The 15,115-nt window shown below is 63.1% G+C and carries 15 protein-coding genes; 8 read left to right on the forward strand and 7 right to left on the reverse strand.

Going from position 1 to position 15,115, the window contains the following annotated elements; genetic code table 11:
- Window positions 1–70 precede the first annotated feature (70 nt).
- The 4 genes from AB4Y31_RS10320 to AB4Y31_RS10335 all read left to right on the forward strand — a co-directional run bounded on the left by AB4Y31_RS10320 (window position 71) and on the right by AB4Y31_RS10335 (window position 3,551).
- Entirely contained in the window at window positions 71–835 is a 765-nt protein-coding gene (locus AB4Y31_RS10320; protein ID WP_368673844.1) for a DUF4410 domain-containing protein, read from the forward strand.
- An 89-nt stretch (window positions 836–924) separates the two neighbouring features.
- Window positions 925–1,635 carry a carbonic anhydrase gene (locus AB4Y31_RS10325; protein ID WP_368673845.1) on the forward strand — a complete coding sequence of 237 codons (711 nt, stop codon included), beginning with the start codon at window positions 925–927 and terminating at the stop codon, window positions 1,633–1,635.
- Window positions 1,632–2,513: a bestrophin family protein gene (locus AB4Y31_RS10330; protein ID WP_368673846.1), complete on the forward strand. Its 882-nt coding sequence runs from the start codon at window positions 1,632–1,634 to the stop codon at window positions 2,511–2,513. Before AB4Y31_RS10325 ends, AB4Y31_RS10330 begins: the two co-directional genes overlap by 4 nt.
- Window positions 2,514–2,660: 147 nt before the next feature.
- Window positions 2,661–3,551: a sterol desaturase family protein gene (locus AB4Y31_RS10335; RefSeq protein ID WP_368673847.1), complete on the forward strand. Its 891-nt coding sequence runs from the start codon at window positions 2,661–2,663 to the stop codon at window positions 3,549–3,551.
- 16 nt (window positions 3,552–3,567) lie between these two features.
- Here AB4Y31_RS10335 and AB4Y31_RS10340 read toward each other — a convergent pair whose 3' ends face one another.
- From AB4Y31_RS10340 to AB4Y31_RS10365, 6 genes are all read right to left on the reverse strand, one after another.
- Window positions 3,568–5,043 carry an efflux transporter outer membrane subunit gene (locus tag AB4Y31_RS10340; RefSeq protein ID WP_368673848.1) on the reverse strand — a complete coding sequence of 492 codons (1,476 nt, stop codon included), beginning with the start codon at window positions 5,041–5,043 and terminating at the stop codon, window positions 3,568–3,570.
- A 12-nt stretch (window positions 5,044–5,055) separates the two neighbouring features.
- Window positions 5,056–6,219 (reverse strand): ABC transporter permease, encoded by a 1,164-nt coding sequence (locus AB4Y31_RS10345; protein ID WP_368673849.1) that lies wholly within the window; start codon window positions 6,217–6,219, stop codon window positions 5,056–5,058.
- A 2-nt stretch (window positions 6,220–6,221) separates the two neighbouring features.
- On the reverse strand, window positions 6,222–7,184 hold the full coding sequence (locus AB4Y31_RS10350; RefSeq protein WP_368673850.1) for an ABC transporter ATP-binding protein: 963 nt from the start codon (window positions 7,182–7,184) through the stop codon (window positions 6,222–6,224).
- Window positions 7,181–8,170: an HlyD family secretion protein gene (locus tag AB4Y31_RS10355; protein ID WP_368673851.1), complete on the reverse strand. Its 990-nt coding sequence runs from the start codon at window positions 8,168–8,170 to the stop codon at window positions 7,181–7,183. The genes AB4Y31_RS10350 and AB4Y31_RS10355 overlap by 4 nt, the downstream gene beginning before the upstream one ends.
- A 151-nt stretch (window positions 8,171–8,321) precedes the next feature.
- Window positions 8,322–8,486, reverse strand: coding sequence for a zinc ribbon domain-containing protein (locus AB4Y31_RS10360; protein WP_018441179.1), 165 nt, complete (start codon window positions 8,484–8,486; stop codon window positions 8,322–8,324).
- A gap of 137 nt (window positions 8,487–8,623) precedes the next feature.
- A complete protein-coding gene (locus AB4Y31_RS10365) occupies window positions 8,624–9,520 on the reverse strand; it encodes a ketopantoate reductase family protein (protein WP_368673852.1) in 897 nt (298 codons plus the stop codon).
- Between the two features lie 240 nt (window positions 9,521–9,760).
- On the opposite strand from AB4Y31_RS10365, the gene AB4Y31_RS10370 reads away from it, so the two are divergent.
- On the forward strand, window positions 9,761–9,964 hold the full coding sequence (locus AB4Y31_RS10370) for a hypothetical protein (protein WP_018441177.1): 204 nt from the start codon (window positions 9,761–9,763) through the stop codon (window positions 9,962–9,964).
- A 96-nt stretch (window positions 9,965–10,060) separates the two neighbouring features.
- A complete protein-coding gene (gene glnA / locus AB4Y31_RS10375; protein ID WP_368673853.1) occupies window positions 10,061–11,566 on the forward strand; it encodes a type I glutamate--ammonia ligase in 1,506 nt (501 codons plus the stop codon).
- 24 nt (window positions 11,567–11,590) lie between these two features.
- Here the strand turns inward: glnA and AB4Y31_RS10380 are convergent, their stop codons facing one another.
- Window positions 11,591–12,097, reverse strand: a complete 507-nt coding sequence (locus tag AB4Y31_RS10380; RefSeq protein ID WP_368673854.1) for a DUF2244 domain-containing protein — start codon at window positions 12,095–12,097, stop codon at window positions 11,591–11,593.
- 254 nt (window positions 12,098–12,351) lie between these two features.
- Here AB4Y31_RS10380 and ctaD point away from each other — a divergent pair, with 254 nt between their 5' ends.
- Both ctaD and AB4Y31_RS10390 read left to right on the forward strand, forming a co-directional pair.
- Entirely contained in the window at window positions 12,352–13,887 is a 1,536-nt protein-coding gene (ctaD, locus tag AB4Y31_RS10385; RefSeq protein ID WP_368674475.1) for a cytochrome c oxidase subunit I, read from the forward strand.
- 229 nt (window positions 13,888–14,116) lie between these two features.
- Window positions 14,117–15,109: a hypothetical protein gene (locus tag AB4Y31_RS10390; protein ID WP_368673855.1), complete on the forward strand. Its 993-nt coding sequence runs from the start codon at window positions 14,117–14,119 to the stop codon at window positions 15,107–15,109.
- Window positions 15,110–15,115: the final 6 nt, after the last annotated feature.

Here is a 15,115-nt window from a genome sequence, read left to right on the forward strand (position 1 = left end):
GCCTCCATGTTCCGGAAGACGCCTGGTCGACCGGTCGAACGAACCAACGCATAGGCGAATCGAGGTCCGAATGAGTATGCAGAACCTATCCCAGCTTGCGGCACGTCATTGGAAAGGCGCCGCCGTCGCGGCGCTGTCAGCGAGTTTCGTTTTACTGACCGGTTGCGCCGCGCCAGTGACGGGCGTCGCGCATTACCCGGTAGACGCTCGCGAAGCGCCCGATATCGTTTATGTCAGGTCGTTCGACGTTGCGCCGGACCAGTGCCTGCCCGCGAGCGGACAAGGACAACGTCAGGGCCTTCGCTTGATGTCGGGCGGTTCGGCGCGAGTGAGTCAAGCGGCCTGCGCGGCCGAACTGCGTGACAGCGTTGCGGACCAAATCGTCAGCCGCCTGCAGTCCCAAGGCTGGCGCGCCATGCGCTCGGATTCTTCCGTGCCGGCCGGCACGAAGGCGCTGCTCGTCGAGGGCAACTTCGAAACGGTCGATGCCGGCAACGCACGCCGTCGCGTCGTCGTCGGCCTCGGCGCGGGAAAGCGTGAGCTCGCGGCCGCAGTGCGGCTCATGTATCAGCCGGCGACCGGCGCTGCGGTGCCGGTCCAAAGCTTCACGGCAAAGGCGGACAGTGGCAAGGCACCGGGCATGGCCGAAACGGGTGCAATGGGCGCGATCACTCACCATCTGCCGATCGCGCTTGCCGCGGGGGCTGCACTGCATGTGGCATCGGAGCGTCGGCACACGACGGACACCGACGCCAAGAAGCTGGCCGACAAGATTGCCGATCAGGTGCAGGCGGCCGGCACTGCCAACAATTGGCCGGTACGTGGGCGCGGTTAACGGAAAGTCGGACGTGCGTCTGATGTAGGGGCACCTGTGGTGACTGTCAATTCGATCATGAGACTGCTTCGATTTGTTAGGAGTTCTAAATGAAAGTGGAAGGGAATTTGACTGCATTGGCGCTGGGCGGGCACGTCAGGCGCGATCTGGCCGGACTGCTGTCGGGCGTGGAGCGATTTAGTCGTGAAGTGTTTCCGTCCAGCCGGGCGTTGTTCGAGGACCTTGCTCATGGACAGGCGCCGCATACGTTATTCATCACCTGTGCCGACTCGCGCGTATGTCCGCAAACGATCACGCAGAGCCAGCCCGGGGAGCTGTTCGTCTGCCGCAACATCGGCAATATCGTACCGCCCTATGGGGAAACGCTTGGCGGAGTCTCGGCGATTATCGAATACGCAGTCACGCTGCTCGGCGTTCGGCAGATCGTGGTTTGCGGTCATACGGACTGCGGTGCGATGAAGAGTTTGGCCGTGGAGGCCGCGCCTTGCTGCCAGATGCCGACCGTTCAGGCGTGGCTGCGCAACGCCGAAGCTGCGCGCAGCGTCGTGCGGGCGCGCCGCTTGGGCCCCTCGCGGATGATTCAGGAAATCGCCGAAGAAAACGTTCGGCTGCAGGTCTCGCACCTGCGCACCCATCCGTCCGTTGCCGCACGGCTCGCGCAACAACGCATCGCGCTGCAGGGATGGTTCTACGACATCGGCGCGGGAGTGGTCACGGTACTCGACGCGGACACCGGGCGCTTTTTAGCGCTAGACGAGGCCCGCGAGCGCATGCAGCGCCCGCGCAGGGTGGCGGCGTGATCGTACCGGGGCGTGCATGCGCGATCCAGATCATCCGCTACGTGGGGCGGCCGCTGGGGCTCCTGTGCCTGTGGGATATCGTCGTCACGGTTGCCTATCTTTACGCGCCAGAAAGTGTCACGTTTCCGGCGTTGCCGCTATCGCTGTTCGGCTCGGCGATCGTCGTCTACCTGAGCTTTCGCAACTCCGCCGCGTATGCGCGATGGTGGGAGGCCCGAACGCTTCTGGGCGCGACGGTCAACTACTCTCGCAGCTTCGCTCGCGAGCTGAGCATCCTGCTGCCCGAGCATGCGCGTGCGTTGCGGCACCTGCTCATCGTGCGCCAGATCGCCTACGTTCATGCGCTGCGGCTGCACCTGCGCCGCGAGCCGCCGTGGGACGAATTGGATGGACGCCTTCCCGCGGAGGAGGTCGAGCGTTTGCGCGGCGTTGCCAACGTCCCCCACGCGATCCTCTCCGAGAGTGCGCGACTGATTCGGCGGGAAGCGTCGCTCGACAGCATGCAGCTTGCAATCGTCGCGCAAACGATGCGCGAGCTGTCGAATGCGCAGGGAGGGATGGAGCGGATACGAAACACGCCGTTTCCGCGGCAATATGCGACGTATCCCGCGCTCTTCACCCATGCGTTCTGTCTGTTGCTGCCGCTCGGGCTCGTACAGACGCTCGGCGTCTTCACGCCTCTGGGCTCGACGGGACTCGGCTTTCTGCTACTTGCGCTGCTGCGGACCGGCGACGACATCGCGCAACCGTTCTCGAACACGGTCCACGACGTGCCGTTGACCGCTGTCGCGCGTGCGATCGAAATGGATTTGCTCGATGGCCTCGGCAGCGATCACGGCTTGTCTTCGCTAACCCCGGAAAACGGCGTGTTGTGGTGACGAGCGGGCCGGTAGCGCCGGTCTCACGACGTTGATTGAAACTGTTCGACATATCTTTCCGATCGCGCTTTCGGACCTCGTTCGCTAAAGTCATTGCATCGCGGGCCGGCCGACGAAATCCTCTCAACCTTATTCACTGGAGTCGAAATGACCTCCACCGCATTAATTTCGCTCATCGCGTCTTCGTTCGTCGTCGGCGTTTCGCTGATCGAGGCGTGCTGGCTGACCTGGAAGAACCGAAATACCCATGCGCGCTTTCAGTGGCATGAGGTCTGGCTGTCGCTTGTCGATCTGGCTGGCCGCAAGCTGCTTGCCTTTTTGCCGCTGTCGCTCGCGACGCCGATCTTCGCGCTGGCGTGGGAGCACCGGATCTTCACGGTGACGCTCGACAGCGCACTGATGGTGATGCTGTTATTTGTCGGCCAGGAGTTCTGCTACTACTGGTATCACCGTTGCTCGCACCGCATTCGTTTTTTCTGGGCCACGCACGCGGTCCATCACTCGCCGAATCAATTGACATTGTCATCGGCCTATCGCCTCGGCTGGACCGGCAAGATTACGGGCAGTGCGATGTTTTTTGCCCCGCTCGTATGGCTTGGCGTGCGGCCGGAGGTGGTACTCGTTACGCTCTCGTTGAATCTTCTTTATCAGTTCTGGCTGCACACCACTTGGATCCCGAAACTCGGATGGCTCGAATATGTGTTCAATACGCCGTCGGCGCATCGCGTTCATCACGCATCGAATGCGACTTACCTCGACGCGAACTACGGCGGCGTGTTGATCGTGTTCGATCGGCTCTTTGGAACCTACGTCGAAGAGCGGGATGAAGAGCCTTGCCGCTATGGGTTGACCACGCCGACGCGCTCGCGCAACCCGCTCGTCGTTGAGCTCGAGCATTGGGTGAGTCTTGCACGCGATATGAAGTCGGCGCCTGATGGGTGGACGGCACTCGAGTATGTTTTCCAGCCGCCGGGTTGGCGCCATGACGGCGCGGGCGAGACGACAGAAGCGTTGCGCGAGCGTGCGAGGGTCGGGTGAAGTGGTTGTGCCCTCTTCAAGGCTCCGTCGTCGTCCACTCGCCCCCGAGCGCCTGAAACAAAGCCGCTGTATCGGCGAGCCGATCGGCCTGTGCCCGCGTCCGATCAAGCGCTGTCTGCAGTGCCTGGCGCTCGGCATCGAGCAGCGCGGATCGACTGACTCCGCCGGCTGCGTATTGCTCGCGCGTGATTGCGCTCGTCGCCTCGGCTTCACGCGCAGCTATCTCGCGTCCCTGCAACGTGCGCGCATCGTCCTGCACGGCTTGCAGCGCATCGGCCACCTGCCCGAGCGCCATCAGGACAGTCTGACGATAATCGCCGAGCGCGGCCTCGTAGGCCGCCTCCGACGCGCGCTTCCTTGCGCGCAGCTCGCCGCCATGAAAAATCGGCTGCGTCACGTTCAGGCCCAGGTTCCAGACATTGATACTGTTCAGCTCCTCAGCAAGATGCGTGCGTTCGGAGCCCGCGCTCGCGGAAATCGAAAACTTCGGAAAGAGGTTAGCCGTTGCAACGCCGACATTAGCGCTCGCTTCATGCAGCAATGCCAGTGCCGCCCGAATATCGGGACGTTCGCGAGCGAGCGTCGACGGTAGTGTCACCGGCAGCGTTTCGGGCAGATGCAGAGAATCGAGCGTGATATTTGCGCCATCCACATCGGATGGCGGCACGCCGACCAGAATCGCCAGTTGATGATCGATCTGCGCGAGCTGGGTCGAAAGGGGCGGCAGCGTCGCGCGCGTTTGAGCAAGCAGCGTGCGTTGACTGTGCACGTCAGCCAGCGCGATACCGCCAGCGGCGTATCGCGATTCGATCACTGAAAGCTGTTGCGCCTCGTCGTCGACGAGCGCACGGGTCAGCCCGATCTGTCGTTGAAGCGAGGCTCGCCGGATAGCCGCCGCAACGATGTTGCCTGCCAGCGTGAGCCTTGCCGCCTCGAGTTCGTAGGCCTCGTAATCGATCCGCGCCCGCAACGCTTCGAGCGCGCGGCGATTCGCGCCGAAGAAGTCGAGCATATAAGACACGCCGACCGACGCGTTGTAGAGCGAAAACGGCGAGGGCGGCGGAAACGCCGTGATGCCGAACGCCGCGATATCGATCTTCTCTCGCGTAGCGGACAGATTCGCGTCGATTTTCGGCCACTCGGTCCCACCGGCTTCGGCGATGTAGTTTTCCCGTGCTTCGATGAGCTTCGCGCGCGCACTGTCGAGTGTTGGACTCTGACGGAAAGCGGTGTCGATCAGTCGATCGAGCTCGCCCGATCCGAACTGTGTCCACCATTGCCGCGGAGCATGCGCCGCGGGGACGAAGGCCTGCGCGGCGCCGAGAGTGCCGCTTGCGGCTGCGGTCGTCGCCGGCGTTTCCTCGCGCATGTAGCGTTGTGTCGTCGGCATCGGCGGAGCATGGAAGTCGGGGCCGACCGTGCACGCGCAGAGTATCGGCACCACCGGTATGAGCCCGAAGCAGCCAAGCTGTCGACGAAGCAGCGCGTTCATACGTGAACCTGGCTAATCGAGGGTACGCCGATAGAACCGCACGGCCACCGCCATCAAGACCAGTGTAAAGACGGCAATCGGCCACACGGAAGGCCAAAGGTCGGCCCAGCCGTTGCCCTTGAGAAGAATCCCGCGCACGAGCCGGTTGAAGTAAGTGAGCGGCAGCACGTTGCCGATGATCTGCGCCCAAGCCGGCATGCCCGCGAACGGAAACATGAATCCCGAGAGGAGAATGTTCGGCAAGAAATAGAACACGGTCAATTGCATGCCTTGCAGCTGGTTTTGTGCAAGGGACGAGAGCGTGATACCGACGGTCAGGTTCGCGGCGATGAAGAGCAGCGACGCGCCATAAATGGCAAGCACGCCCCCGACGAAAGGCACATGAAAAACCCAGCGCGCGGCCGCGAGGATGATCGAAACCTGGATGAATCCGATGAAGACATAGGGCACGATCTTTCCGGTAATGACTTCGATCGGCAGCACCGGCGTCGCCAGCAAATTCTCCATCGTTCCGCGCTCGCGCTCGCGTGTGATCGCGAGGCCTGTCATCATCACCATCGTCATCGTCAGAATCACGCCCATCAATCCGGGTACGACGTTGTACTGTGTGATTCCCTCGGGGTTGTAGAGGCGATGGACTTCGACGTCGAATGCGGCCGCGCGTCCGTTCAGACGGGCGAGCGGTCCAGTGATGTCCTTGGCGACGACGGGCTGCACGAGCGCTGGCAGCGCATTGAGCGCGGTGCTCGTCGCGAGCGGATCGGTCGCGTCCGCTTCGACGAGCAGGGACGGCCGCTCGCCGCGCAGCAGTCGCCGCGAAAAATCGGCGGGGACGGTGAGCACGAACTGGACATCGCCGCGCGCGAGCGCACGGCGGCCGGCCTCCTCGTTCGGCAGTATCCGCACGACATCGAAGTACGTCGAGTTCCGCATGGCGGCGATAAAGCTGCGCGAAAACACGCTGTCGTCGGCGACGATGACACCGGAAGGCAAGTGCTTCGGATCGGTGTTGATGGCGAATCCGAACAAAGCGAGCTGAATGATCGGCACCCCGACGATCATCGCGAACGTGACTGTGTCGCGGCGCAACTGCAAGAACTCCTTGAGCACGATGCTCCACCAGCGCGAGAGCGAGAACGGGAAGCGCCGCGACGGGAAGGAGGCTCGCGTGCTCATGATCACCCCTTGTCGACGTAGCTGTCGGGCGTCCGGCTCATCAGATAAACGAACACATCCTCGAGTCCGGTCGCGATTTCTCGGATTTCCAGCGATGGCTCTTTGCCGAGTTCAGCGACCGTCGCGGCGAGCGTTGCGCGGTCCCGGCCGCTCACATGCAGCAATGGGCCGAACACGACGGTCTGCTCGACGCCCGGCATCGCGAGCAGGCGATCGGATAGCTCGGTGAGACGGGCACCCGATATCGTCCATGTCGAGAGGCCTTGCGCGGCGACGACCTCTTGCGCCGTGCCTTCGGCGAGCAGTTCGCCGTATGCGATGTACGCTAGCTTGTGGCAGCGCTCCGCTTCATCCATATAGTGGGTGCTGACGAGCACGGAGATGCCTCGCGCGGCGAGCCGGTGCAACTCTTCCCAGAAGTCGCGGCGCGCGGCGGGATCGACGCCGGCCGTCGGCTCGTCGAGCAGCAACAATTGCGGCTCGTGCAGCATGCAGGCGGCGAGCGCGAGACGCTGCTTCCAGCCGCCCGAAAGCGAGCCCGCCAATTGATTCGCACGACTAACGAGTCCGAGCGATTCGAGCGCCTGCTCGACCACCTGCTTGCGGCGCGGCATCTGGTACATGCGCGCGACGAAATCGAGGTTCTCGCGGATCGAGAGGTCTTCCCAGTAGGAGAAGCGTTGCGTCATGTAGCCGACGCGGCGTTTGATCTGAGCACTCTCACGCACGATGTCGTAGCCGAGGCATGCGCCGCTGCCGGAGTCGGGCGTGAGGAGTCCGCACATCATGCGGATCGACGTCGTCTTGCCGCTGCCGTTCGGCCCGAGAAAGCCAAAAATCTCGCCCCGAGCCACGCGCAGAGAGAGGTTCTTCACGACGTGCTTCGAGCCGAAGTGCTTGTTGAGCTGCCGCACGTCGATCGCATAGTCGGCGGCGGCATCTGAACGCTCGGCCGGGCCGTTCATTGCAGCCTCACGGTAACGGGTTGGCCCGGATGCAGTTTCGGTGCGTCAGCGGCCGAGGGATGGGCCTCGATCATGAATACCAGCTTCGAGCGTGTTTCGTTGCTGTAGATGACGGGGGGCGTGTATTCGGCCTCGGTCGCGATGTAGGTGACAGTGGCGGGAATATCCGCCGCACAGCCGTCGCAGTGAATAACGACATGACGCCCCACGGCGAGCATTCCGACGACGGTCTCAGGCACGAAGAAGCGCACTTTGATGTTCGGCGGCGGCAGCAGCTGAATGACGGGGCTTCCCGCTTGCACCCATTCGCCAATGCGATAGAGGGTGTCGTAGACGAGACCCGCGCGCGGCGCCGCTACGCGCTTCTGATCGAGGCGCCATTGCGCCTGGGCAAGCGCGGCTTGCGCCGCTTCCACCTGTTCGCTCTGCGCGTGGACTTGGCTTCCGCGGCTCGGCAAGCGCGCGACGGTCAACTGGCTTCGCACTTCGCGGACCTGCGCGGCGGTCGTGGCGGCCGATGTGCGCGAGTTGTCGAGCTGCTGTCGGGAAATGCCGCCCGCGCGAAACTGCGCTTCGTCGCGTGCCAATTGCTGCGCGGCCATCCGCGCTTGCGCGATCGCTTGTGCGAGCTGCGCTTTCGTCACATCGACCTCGGGCGGCCGCTTGCCCGTCTGCAGGTCCGCCAGCTGGGCCCGGGCCGCGGCGAGCTGGTGCTGGGCCTGCTGGAGCGCGGCCGTTTCGTCGGTGGACTCGAGCGCGAAAAGTGGCGCGCCGGCCGCGACGCTCTGGCCGCGTTGCACGGAGAGCTGAGCGAGCGTGCCCGATTGCGACGATGACAGATAAACGAACTCGCCTTCGACGTAGCCTTGATACGTCGCGATATCGGCGCTGCGCTGCCCGCAGGCGGCGATCACCCCAGCAATGACGCACGAGCCCCACAGCGCCGCGAAGCGCGAGCGAACGAATGCTGGCTCATGACGCGCCATGTGCTCCGCGCGGCGAAGCGGTCGCTGCTTCGTTGACGGAGCGGGACGCGGGCTCATCGTTCGAATTATTTCGCCGGTTACTTAGTTCGATTTGGGGTTTGGCGGCCATCCTTGCCACGAGGCAGCTATCGAGAACCGATCGCCCGCCAGCTCAGCTCTTTCTCGCCGTCTTCGCGACGAACGGCGTCGGAACGTGCTGCACCGCGTCGCTTCCGCACTTGGGGCACTGCGGTTGCGCTTTTTCATGCTCGGCAAGGTGCTCGACGTGCTCGAACGTCTCGCCGCACTTTTCGCAACGGTATTGGTAGGTCGGCATGGCACTCCTCCCGATCGATTCTGCGCACGCTTATTAGTATCGTTCGTGGCCGCGCGAACTCAAGATCGCAATGAGCCGGCACCGATGGCAACGAAACTGCAAAAGAACAGGCATTTCGGCGCCGACGACTCCGCTCGCTATGTCGACTGCCTTAGCTGGATCGCCTTGACGAGCGTATGCAGAACACGATTGGCCGGCGTCGCGATGCTGCGTGCCTCGCCGCGCCGCGTCACGTACCCGTTCAGATGATCGATTTCGCTGCGCTTGCGGCGCGCGACATCCTGCGCGGTCGACGAATACTGATTCGGCATCGTCTCGGCGATCCTTCGCACGGCGGCATCGATGTCGCCCGGAACGGTGACGCCATCCGCCTGCGCGACAGCCAGGCACTCGGCGACGACGTCGCGCATGACTTCGTTCACGCCCTCGCATTTCACGAGCTCGCCGTAGGGCAGTTGCGCGATCGCCGACATCGCGTTGTACGCGCAGTTGAGAATCAGCTTCGCCCAAAGGGCGCCACGGACGTTGTCCGAGATTTCGGTCGGAATGCCGGCGTCGATCAACGTTTGCGCCATTTCCGCGGCGGACGGGAACGGCTCGATGACGAGCTCGCCGCGTCCGTGATGGCGGACGTGTCCCGGACCGGCCATCTCGGTCGCGACGTAGACGACCGCCGCCGCGATTTCGTGCGGCAATCGTGCGCGCAGCCGGTCCGCGTTGTCGACGCCGTTCTGCAACGTCAGCAGCACGGCGTCGGCGAGCAGATGGGGCTGCAGTTCCGCGGCCGCGCGCTCGGTATCGGTGGATTTCACGCAGAAGAGCACGAGCTTGGCGTCTTGTGCCGCACTCGCCTCGGTGCTCGCGGCAAGCTCGATCCGCTCTTCGACGTCATGCTTCGTGAAGCGCAGCCCGTCGCGGTTGATCGCTTCGACATGTTGCGCGCGGCCGATCAGCACGACGTCGTGCCCGGCGCGCGCCAGCATGCCGCCGTAGTAGCACCCGACAGCACCTGCTCCCATCACTGCAATCTTCATTTAAGGTTTCTCCACGGTGGCTTGCCCGCGGTAATTTTACGGAACTGCGGCACGTACCCCATGGCACGTGAACGGCCGCTCGGTCCGGCTCGCAATCTGGAGCGCGCGGCCTACAATCAAGATGATTTCGCGTCTGCGGTTTAGTGGCGGCCGCGGCTTGCCGACGCAATCCTCGGTAGACGCATCAACGGCTTTCGACCGCCGCGCGCCGCATCGATCCCAGCAAGAAAAGGAGGTCAGATGAATACGGAGCAAAGAGGCGATGTTCAGGCTTTCGTTCAAACGGCTGAACGTGCGGGCGGCTATGTGTGGGTCATTTCGCTCGTCGATTTTGCCGCGAGGCAAGTGAAGCGTTCGCTGGTTTCGGATGAAAACTATACGACGCGGGCAGCGGCGCAAGACGCCGGCGAGGCGTGCCTGAAAGGAATGGCTGCCGACGCTTGATCGATCCGAGGTTCGTTCTCCTTCGCTTGCGGCCCTTGTTTTTGTGGCAGGACGTACTAAGGTCGAACATGAGCAGCGAAGCGAAGGAGGCGAGCCATGTCGTCAACGTTATCTACGGGGGCATCGCGGTTCGAAGTCTTCGCCGAGCCGGGCAGCTACCGCGTCGTGCGTCCGACGAATGCCGAGGGAGTGGTCGATCTCATCAACCGGCATGGCGTTCAGATCGTCGACTTGAAATTCACGGATCTGCCCGGGCTCTGGCAGCACTTCTCGATTACGCTGCCCGAAGTCAGCGAGAGCCTCTTTCAGAACGGAATCGGCTTCGACGGTTCGTCGATCCGCGGCTTCCAGGAAATCCACGAATCGGACATGCTGCTCGTGCCCGACGCGACGACGGCCTTCGTCGATCCCGTCTGCGCAACGCCGACGCTCGCGATCATCTGCGACGTGGTCGATCCCGTCACGCATGAGCCGTACTCGCGCGATCCGCGCTACATCGCGAAGAAGGCCGAAAGATATCTGCGCGAGACGGGCCTCGCCACGACCTGCTACTTCGGACCGGAGGTCGAATTCTTCATCTTCGACTCGGTCCGGTTCGGCCAGGACGCGCATAGCGGTTACTACTTCGTCGATTCGTCGGAAGGGGAATGGAACACCGGCAGCGACGAAGGCGCTTACGGCGGCGGCAATCTCGGCTATCAGATGCGCTACAAGGAAGGGTATTTTCCCGTTCCCCCGCACGACACGCTGCAAGACATCCGCTCGGAAATCGTACTCACGCTCCAGAGCATCGGCGTGCAGGTGGAGGTCCATCATCACGAAGTGGCGACCGGCGGCCAGAACGAAATCGACATGCGGTTCTCGACGCTCACGCGCATGGCCGACAACGTGATGCTCTACAAGTACATCTGCAAGAACGTCGCCCGCAAGCACGGCAAGGTGGCGACGTTCATGCCGAAGCCGCTCTTCGCCGACAACGCGAGCGGGATGCACTGCCACCAAAGTCTCTGGCAAGAAGAGCGCAATCTCTTTTACGACGCGAGCGGATGGGCGCTCACCTCCGATGTCTGTCGCTGGTACATCGGCGGGCTGCTTCACCACGCGGGCGCGTTGATGGCGTTTTGCGCGCCATCGACGAATTCATACAAGCGTCTCGTGCCGGGCTACGAAGCGCCCGTCAATCTCGCGATGTCGCAGCGCAACCGGTCGGCGGCGGCGCGCATTCCGATGTATTCCGATTCGCCGAGCGCACGCCGGGTGGAGTTCCGCTGCCCCGATCCGTCGGCGAACGCCTACCTCGCCTTCGCGGCCATGCTGATGGCCGGGCTCGACGGCATCGAGCAAAAGCTCGATCCGGGCGAACCGCTCGATCGCAACATCTACGACCTGCCCCCGGAGGAGGCGGCGGCGGTGCGCCAGGTGCCGGCTTCGCTCGATGCCGCGCTGGCGGCGCTCGAAAGCGATCATGCGTTTCTTTGCAAAGGCGGCGTCTTTACCGACGACGTCATCACGACCTGGCTCGATTACAAGCGCAAGCGCGAGATCGATGCGGTCAAGCTACGCCCGCATCCGTGGGAGTTTCATCTTTACTTCGATGTTTGAGCGGCCGCGGCAGCCTCGTGGATCTCAACGGCCAACGACGATGAACCGTCGCAACTGTCGGACGAATTCCTCGCGCGCCGCGAGGGGCAATTGCCGCCCGACGTTGATGCGCTGCCAGCCGTCGGAAAGATAGACCTGCGCTTGGTCGCCGCTGTCGAGGAGCACGGTCAGCCGGGCTGCATTCATGCGATGGACGGTGCGCCGGCCGCCTTCGTCCACTTCGACGATCATGAAAGGCGGAACGAGCCGAAGTGTCTCGCCGTCCGTTGCGTGCCTCGAATAGGCGACGAAGGCGATACCGATGGCGAGCACGTAGAGGAACGAGAACGGCAGCGCCAGCCATACCCCGAACGACACGGCGGAACCGAGGCCAATCAGGGCGACCAGCGCGATCAGAAACGTGGTCGCGGCGAGCGACTGGCGCGGCGTCAGCGAGCAATTGCGCTTGATGCGCCATTCGCAAATCGGGGGGCCTTCTTCGCCCCCGGACGAGCCGAATGGCCCCACTGTCTGCCGAAAGGATGCGTACATCGCCGATGTCCGACTGGTGGAAGCGCCGACTGACATGCAACCTCCGTGCCGCGGTGCCGCCGGCCATGCGCGCGTGCTAGCCGAAGTTCCATATCGGTAGATTGGGCGACGGGCGCGCGATCGCGGCGCGGCACGCTCGTTGCGCGCTTCACCGCTGATCGAGGGTAGGAGGGCTCCGCATGACAACCGCGACGACACCGGCCGATCGCCACCATGAACATGAGCACGGTCACGCGGCCCCCCCGGCGGGCCTCATGCGCTGGCTGCGCACGACGAACCACAAGGACATCGGCACGCTCTACCTGATTTTTTCGTTCACGATGTTTATCGTCGGCGGGGTATTCGCGCTCGCGATACGTGCCGAGCTTTTCTCGCCGGGGCTGCAGTTTTTTCGCCCAGAGTTTTTCAATCAGCTCACAGGCCTTCACGGCCTCGTCATGATCTTCGGGGCGATCATGCCGGCGTTCGTCGGTTTCGCGAACTGGATGATCCCGCTGCAAATCGGCGCACCCGACATGGCGTTCGCGCGGCTCAACAATTTGTCTTTCTGGTTGCTGCCCGCGGGCGGCGTGCTGCTGATCGGGTCGTTCTTCGCGCCCGCCGGCGCGCAGGCGGCCGGCTGGACGATGTATGCGCCGCTCTCGACGCAGATGGGCCCCGGCATGGACTTCACGATTTTCGCCGTGCACATCATGGGGGCGTCGTCGATCATGGGCGCCATCAATATCATCGTGACGATCATCAACCTGCGCGCGCCGGGGATGACGCTGATGAAGCTGCCGCTCTTCGTCTGGATGTGGCTGATCACGGCTTATTTGCTCATCGCGATCATGCCGGTGCTGGCGGGCGCCGTCACGATGCTGCTGTTCGATCGCCATTTCGGCACGAGCTTTTTCAGCGCGGCCGGCGGCGGTGACCCGGTCATGTATCAGCACGTGTTCTGGTTCTTCGGCCACCCCGAGGTCTACGTGATGATATTGCCCGCATTCGGAATCATTTCGCAGGTCGTCCCGGCCTTCTCGCGCAAGCCGCTCTTCGGCTACAGTTCCATGGTCTACGCGGGCGCCTCGATCGCGATCCTCTCGTTTCTCGTCTGGGCGCATCATATGTTTACGGTCGGCATGCCCGTCACGAGCCAGCTCTTCTTCATGTACGCGACGATGCTGATCGCGGTGCCGACGGGGGTGAAGGTCTTCAACTGGCTCGCCACGATGTGGCGCGGCTCGCTCACGTTCGAAACGCCGATGCTGTTCGCGATCGGCTTCATCTTCGTCTTCACGATGGGCGGCCTGACGGGGCTCATGCTTGCGATGGCGCCGACGGACATTCAGTATCACGGTACTTATTTCGTCGTCGCGCACTTCCACTACGTGCTCGTCGCGGGGTCGCTATTCGGGCTCTTTTCGGGTTGGTACTACTGGTCGCCGAAGTGGACCGGTTGGAAGTACGACGAGTTGAGAGGGAAGATCCACTTCTGGCTGACGATGATTTCGTTCAACGTCACCTTCTTCCCGATGCACTTTCTGGGGCTCGCCGGCATGCCGCGTCGCTATGCGGACTACGCCGCGCAGTTCACGGACTGGAACCGCGTCGCAACCGTTGGCGCATTCGTGTTCGGGCTCGCACAGGTTTATTTCTTGTTCGCCGTCGCGCTGCCGCTTTACTTCGGCAAGCACGCGCATCGCGAGCCCGCGGGTGCATCGCCATGGGACGGCGCGCAAGGCCTCGAATGGACTGTGCCGAGCCCGGCGCCGTATCACACGTTCGAAACGCCGCCGGTCGTCGAATAAAGGTCGAACGAAGGATGGCGATCGAGCCGCCTCGGCACGGCGACGTGCTGCCAGTCAGTCGCGCAGCCGGCGCACTGTTTAAACAAATGTAATCGTCGCTTCCTCGTCCTTGCGCGACGTTTCGGTTCGCGACCGTTAAACTAAGCCGATCTGGCCCCGGGTGTCGGAGCCGGCGCGAGCCGGCCTGCCGCCGGGCGACGCAACCGTGGATCCGAAGAGGCGCACGAGTATGGCAGTCGGCGGCAGACGTCAACGGGCGTCACAAGCATTCGCAATCATTCTTTCAGTGGCCAGCGGCGCTGCATGCGCGCAGGAGTTTTCGGCGCTTGCCGGAGGTTCGCGTTTCAACGGCCCGAGCGAATCGAGTTACGCCTGGGGCTTTTCTTATCTCCAGTCGCTCGACGCCTATAACTCGCTTTCGTATTCGTGGCTCAACGAAGGGCATTTTCCGGGCCACCATCGCGATGGCTTCGCGCTCCAGTATTGGCGGCGCGCGTGGTTCTTCGATCGCAAGCTCGCGCTCGGGGCTGGCATTGGCGGCTATTTCTTTTTCGACACGACGGCGGCGGACGCGCCACGACGCTATTCGGATGTCCACGGTATCGCGCTCATCTACAGCGTGTCGGCCACCTATTATCCGAATCCGCGCTGGTTTTATCAGCTCTCCGTCAATCGAACTTACTCACGGAACAGCATCAACACGACGACGGCGCTCGCCGGCATCGGCTATCGGCTCGACGCGCTACCGGCTACGCATACGTCGTTTGACGGCACACGCCCGGGCCCCGGTAGCGGCGACGAGTTGACGGTCTTTTACGGCAGGACGGAAGTCAACAGCCTCACGTCGCCGGGCAGTTGGGCCAGAGGTGTCGAGTATCGGCACGGCTTTGGCCCCTACGTGGACGCGACGGTGAGCTGGCTCGACGAAGGCAGGACCGTTCTCACGCGCCGTAACGGCGCGGCCGTCCAGGCTTGGCTCGGCCGCTCTTTCTTCGGCAACACGCTGAGGCTTGCCGTCGGCGCCGGGCCGTACGTGGCCGTCGATACTTACCGTGTGCAAGGCGCGACGCAAACGGGCGACAAGGTTTCGGTGCTAGTGACGATGAGCGCGAGCTATCAGATGACGCGGCACTGGCTCGTGCGTGCTTCGTGGAACCGTGTATTGACCGGATACGATAAAGACAGCGACATCTACCTCGCGGGCGTCGGCTATCGATTCTGATCCATT

The organism is Trinickia sp. EG282A, from assembly GCF_040965455.1.
Lineage (GTDB): Bacteria > Pseudomonadota > Gammaproteobacteria > Burkholderiales > Burkholderiaceae > Trinickia > Trinickia symbiotica.